The 5,305-nt window shown below is 68.0% G+C and carries 4 protein-coding genes and 1 pseudogene; all 5 read right to left on the reverse strand.

Features of this window, described 5'->3' with window-relative positions:
• A pseudogene (locus D3H34_RS30740) lies at positions 1-178 on the reverse strand (NADPH-dependent 7-cyano-7-deazaguanine reductase QueF); the annotation flags it as partial.
• A 50-nt stretch (positions 179-228) separates the two neighbouring features.
• Positions 229-1,080, reverse strand: coding sequence for a 2OG-Fe(II) oxygenase (locus D3H34_RS30745; RefSeq protein ID WP_286186478.1), 852 nt, complete (start codon positions 1,078-1,080; stop codon positions 229-231).
• A 91-nt stretch (positions 1,081-1,171) separates the two neighbouring features.
• Positions 1,172-1,948, reverse strand: a complete 777-nt coding sequence (yaaA, locus tag D3H34_RS30750) for a peroxide stress protein YaaA (protein ID WP_119558633.1) — start codon at positions 1,946-1,948, stop codon at positions 1,172-1,174.
• 76 nt (positions 1,949-2,024) lie between these two features.
• Positions 2,025-4,517: a chemotaxis protein CheW gene (locus tag D3H34_RS30755; protein ID WP_147400529.1), complete on the reverse strand. Its 2,493-nt coding sequence runs from the start codon at positions 4,515-4,517 to the stop codon at positions 2,025-2,027.
• A gap of 119 nt (positions 4,518-4,636) precedes the next feature.
• Positions 4,637-5,188, reverse strand: coding sequence for an NUDIX hydrolase (locus tag D3H34_RS30760; RefSeq protein ID WP_119558635.1), 552 nt, complete (start codon positions 5,186-5,188; stop codon positions 4,637-4,639).
• Positions 5,189-5,305: the final 117 nt, after the last annotated feature.

Here is a 5,305-nt window from a genome sequence, read left to right on the forward strand (position 1 = left end):
GGTTCAGCCAGGACAGCTCGAACGCGGTCCAGAGGTCGGCGCCGAAGAATGGCGGCTGGTCGCCCAGGCCCAGCTCGGCACGCTTGGTCGCGCGCGGCAGCGGAAACAGCAGGCTGGCGTCGTACTGGTCGATGTACGCAGAGGTCTTGCCCAGCTGCGAGTGTTCAGGCGTGTTCATGCGGGAATCTCGGAAAGGCGCGGCACCCGGCCGCGCGGAAAAAGGGGAGCTCAGTCAAACCGGCCCTGGCGCAACCATTTGGTCGCGATCCATTTCTCGCCGGCGATCACGGGCGCGCCACCATGCAGCGTGCGGGTCGAGGGATCGGGCTGGTCGTAGCTGAAAAATACCGCGTGGCCGCGCTGGGGCACGACCTGCAGCGAGGCTTCGGGAAACACCGTCGCGCCGCCCTGTGCGGGTTCGTTGAGGTAGATGATCAGCGTGCCCACGCGCTGGCCGCCGCGGCGCACGATGGTCGCCGTTCCGGGCTCGTCGGGGTCGAAATAGTCGTGGTGCGGCTTGTACTCGGCGCCCGGGCCGTAGCGCAGCACCTGCAGGCCTTCGCCGTTCTCGACCGGCCAGTTGAGCAGCCGCGCGATGCGCGCTTCGAGCAGCTGCACCAGCGGCAGTTCGCCGCGCTGGAAGAACATGCCGTCGCTGGTGCGGTCGGCGTTGATCTCCTCGCCGCCCGACGCGGTTTCGACGGTCAGCGAGCGCGCAAGCCGCGGCCGCGCGGCGGCTATCAGCGCCGCGCATTCGGCATCGGACAGGATCTGGCCGAACAGCACCACGCGCGGGCCCTTCATGCTCATCAGCACGCGCACTTCGCGGTCACCCACGTCGATCGCTCCGGGCTCGCCCACGAGCGCGGGCTCGGGCAGCGGCACCTTGGGCGTGGCGACCACCATGGGCGGCGCCTGCAGGGCCGCGCGCGCCACGGCTTCGTTCCAGCCTGCGGCGGTCATCGCCGTGAGCAGCGTGGCGTCGAGCACGCCGATGCGGCGCTGCTCGGCGATCCATTGGCGCAGTTGCGGCGATGCGCTGGCAACGACGTGGCCTTGCGCGGGCGAGGAAGAAGTCATGGAATGGGGCATGGCAATCAGGGGAAAGCGGCCAGAGCCTGGACCGCATATTTTCGCCTGAACGAAGAAAGCGTGTCCCGGTACGGTGCGATCAGTCGGCCTGGCGACGGAACACCAGGCGTTCGGGCGTCGAGGCGGTGTCGGCAAAAGCATAGCCCTCGGCCGCAAAACCCTGCAGCTGTGCGGGCCGCGTGAGCCGCTGCTGCACCACATGGCGGGCCATCATGCCGCGCGCGCGCTTGGCGTGGAAGCTGATGATCTTGTACTTGCCGGCCTTGAAGTCCTCGAACACGCATTCGACCACGCGCGCGCGCAGGTGCTTGCGGTCCACCGACTTGAAGTATTCCTGCGACGCCAGGTTGACCACGACCGGGTCGGCCTGATCTTTCTGGCGCTGGTTCAGGTGCTCGGCGATCTGCCGGCCCCAGAACGCATACAGGTTGCTGCCCGCGGGCGTTGCCAGACGGGTGCCCATCTCGAGGCGGTAGGGCTGCATGCGGTCCAGCGGCCGCAGCACGCCGTAGAGGCCGCTGAGCATTGCCAGATGATCCTGGGCCCAGGCGATGTCGGGCGCGGACAGCGTGCCGGCCTGCAGGCCTTCATAGACATCGCCATTGAACGCGAACAGCGCCTGGCGCGCGTTCTCGGCGGTGAACTGGGGGCTCCAGGCCGCATAGCGCGCGACATTCAGGGCGGCGAGCTTGTCGCTCAGGCCCATCAGTTCGGCCAGCGACTGCGGCGTCTGCCGGCGCAGCACATCGATGAGTTCGCTGGACTGCGCGATGAACTGCGGCAGCGTGTGCTTCAGGCCCGAGGGCAGCGGAGATTCGTAATCGAGGGATTTGGCGGGGGACAGCAGCAGCAGCATGGACGGTGACGGAATCAATGGAAACAACAGGTCCAGAAACAACCAGGGGCCCTGAAGGCCCCTGGTTTCAGCGCATTTAAGCGTTGCTGGACTGCTCGAACGGCAGTGTCATGTCGCGCAGGTCACGACGGGTTTCGACCAGCACCAGCGGGCCTTCGTCGATCACGATCACCTGGCTTTGCGCGGTGATCGGCGATGGCGTGCCGCGCAGTACATGGCCCAGATCGAATACCCAGGCATAGCCCGTGACCTGGCCTTGCGCGCGCCGCGCGAGCGTGCCCAGGCAATAGGGCAGGCGCCCCGCGGAGACCGCGGTGATGGCGCTGGCCGGCAGCGCTTCGAGCACGCAGGCCGCATCCACGGCGAACGGCCGGGCATCGATGAAGAAGGTCGCCATCTCGCGGCCGGCGCCCGTGTCGCTCCCCCTGGCGTTGTCGGCGCCGTCGCCGAGCACATGGGTGGTGCGGCGCAGTACCGCGGCTTCGGCATCGGCGAGCACCGCGCCGAACGAGGTGAACGACAGCGCGAGCACGGCCTGGGGCGCGTCGCTGCTGGCGCGAAACTCGCGGTAGCCCTGCGTCACCGCGCAGCCGACGATGCAATAGTGGCCCGCATGCACCATGGCGCGCGACTCGCTTTGTCCGGGCGCGAGCTGCAGCATGCGCGCCGGCAGCGCCAGCCGGCTGCCCACGGCAATGTGCAGCCCCGTGCGCGCGTCCGGCGCCGCTGGCGCGCTGCTGCTGGCCAGCACCAGTCCCGTGCGATCGACAAACACCGTGCAGTTGCGCTCGCCGGCCTGCTGGGCACCGGCGAGCATGGCGGCGAGCTCTTCGGCCGAATTGAAGACGATGCCTATGCCGCCCACTGGCGCCGCGCTTGCGGTCTGCGCACCGTCGGGCGCGCGGATTGCCGCATGAAAGACATAGGTGGGCGCGTCGTCGCTCAGCGCGCTCGCGCGCCACGGGCTCACATGGTAGGCCTGCGCGCCGCGCAGCGCGAGCACCGCGGCCAGTGCGTCGGCGTCTATGCGCTGGCCCACGGCGCTGGCGCCGTTGGCCAGGCGGTCATGGCTGGCCGCGACGATGCGGCCGCTGGTGTCGTAGACCACGAGCCGGGAATAGACGGTGTACAGGCCATTGATCTGGCCCAGAATGGCAGTCGCGCGCGCCACGTCGGCGGCGCTGGCAATGCCCAGCTTCAGGTCGGCCAGCAGGTTGCGCAGCTCGGGCGTCAGCGCCCACCAGCGGCAATCGTTGGCGCGCTCGTAGAGGTTGCGGTCCAGCAGGTCGACCAGCAACTGGCTGAGGAATTCGCTGTCGCGCAACGCCGCGCTGAGCACGGTGTTGTAGAGGTCGCGTATCGACTGGCTGAACACCTCGTTGGTGCGGGCGCCGGTCTCGCCGATCTGCTCAAGCACCGCGGCCAGGCGCTGCGCGCCTTCGCGCTGACCGGCCGTCATCACCTGGCCGTTCCAGACCACGCGGCGTATCGTGTCGGCGGCCGTGACGATGTCGTGCAGCGGCGGGCAGAACTGGCGCGCATGGCCCAGCAGGCCCTGGATGATCGCCGGCGGCAGGCTGTCGACGCTGCGCCGCGTGCGCGACTGGAATGCGAGTTCCACCGGAATCATCACCTGGCCTTTCCAGCCCGGCGGGCCGGGGTAGCCCTGGTAGCCCGCGGCGGCCACGGTCTGCACCAGATACGTGCGTCCCGAATGGGGCCACAGCCGCGGGGAACCGGAAAGGTTCTCGGGCACTTTGACGCCCACCTCCACCCACAGCGGGTCGCTGCTGGCGAGCACCTGCTGGTTCGCATCGACCAGCAGCGCCAGGCTGCGGCCTTCCTGCGCGCCGCGCGCGTGGAAAATGCCCTGCAACTCGTCGTCGAATGCAAAGCTCAGGCACAGCACGCCCGCGGGCTCGCCCGTGGTCGGGTGCAGCAGCCGCTGCGAATAGATCAGCGCATGGCGTCTGCCGGGGCGCAGGTCGCTGGCGCGGAAGGTCTCGACATGGCGCGGGCTGCGCAGCGTCTGCTCGATCAGCGCGTCCTGGCTCTCGGGCAGCGGCGTGGCGGCGTCTATGCGCGCCAGCACCCGGCCCTGGGTGTCTAGCACCAGGATGTCGTCATAGACGGTGTACTTGCTGCGGTACTGGCGCAGGCGCGCGCACACCGCTTCGGCATCGTCGTCCAGGCCTGCGGCCAGCCGGCACAGCACCGGGTCGGTGGCGAGAAACCCCACATCGGCCGTGCGCTCGTACAGGTTGCGCACCAGGATGTCGATCACATGCCGCGCCTGGGTGCCGATCTCGCGCAGGACTTCGCCCAGGGATTCGGCGACCAGCGACTGCACCAGATCGGCTTCGAGCCGCTGGAAGCCTTCGCGCGTGGCGGCCATCATCGGCAGGATGCTGTGCGCCTCCTCGGGGCAGTTCATCTTCGCCGACGATTCGATCAACCGCCACATCAGCCGCAGCTCGCGCAGCGAGTCCTCGCAGCGCGCTACCTTGCGCATGAAGGGGATGAAACTGTCCGTATCGACCTCGTGACCAACTTCGTCTGTGCTTGTCATGGCGCTCCTCTGCTCGGTTGTCGTACTTCTTGTTCACCTGCCCCGCGGCATGGGGAATTTGTGACAAGATGCAAGCAAGAGATGGGCCAGCAGCCGGACTTTCGCCGGTTCCCGAAAAATTAGCTCAGGTCGATGCAGTGCATGCCGAAACTGCCGCGTGCGCGGTCGGCGTAGTAGTGCTGCAGTGTTTCCTTGACGGTGCGAAAAGCGAGATATTCCCAGGGGATGTCCTGCTCCGCGAACAGCTGCACTTCCATGGTCTCGGGGCCGGGATAGCATTTCTCGGCGCGCAGCCGGGCGCGGTAGAACAGGTGGACCTGGCCGACGCGCGGCACGCTGATCAGCGTGAACAGCGCTCCCATTTCGATATCGGCGCCGGCCTCTTCGTCGGTCTCGCGCTGGGCGCCCTGGGCCGTGGTCTCGCCGAGTTCCATGAAGCCCGCGGGCAGGGTCCACATGCCGCGGCGCGGCTCGATGTTGCGCTTGCACAGCAGCACGCGGCCGTCGTCCATCACCGGGATGGTGCCGACGACATTCAGCGGGTTCTCATAGTGAATGGTGTGGCACTGGGGGCAGACGGCTCGCTCCCGGGTGTCGCCGTCGTCGGGAATGCGGTAAACCACGGCGGTGCCGCAGGTGCGGCAGAACTGGATGGGGCTGCGAAAAATCATTGCCTGAATATAAGCAAAAAATCAGGCGGGCGCCGCTGGACCGCATGATGCGCGCGCATGAAATGCGGCGCTGGTGTGCCCCACGCCGCGCGGCGCGGGGCATGGGGACATCAGGAG

This window comes from Acidovorax cavernicola (assembly GCF_003581445.1).

Coding starts and splice junctions, on each gene's coding strand:
- yaaA (WP_119558633.1), bottom strand. CDS start 1,948: ATGCTGCTGCTGCTGTCCCCCGCCAAATCCCTCGATTACGAATCTCCG.
- D3H34_RS30760 (WP_119558635.1), bottom strand. CDS start 5,188: ATGATTTTTCGCAGCCCCATCCAGTTCTGCCGCACCTGCGGCACCGCC.
- D3H34_RS30745 (WP_286186478.1), bottom strand. CDS start 1,080: ATGACTTCTTCCTCGCCCGCGCAAGGCCACGTCGTTGCCAGCGCATCG.
- D3H34_RS30755 (WP_147400529.1), bottom strand. CDS start 4,517: ATGACAAGCACAGACGAAGTTGGTCACGAGGTCGATACGGACAGTTTC.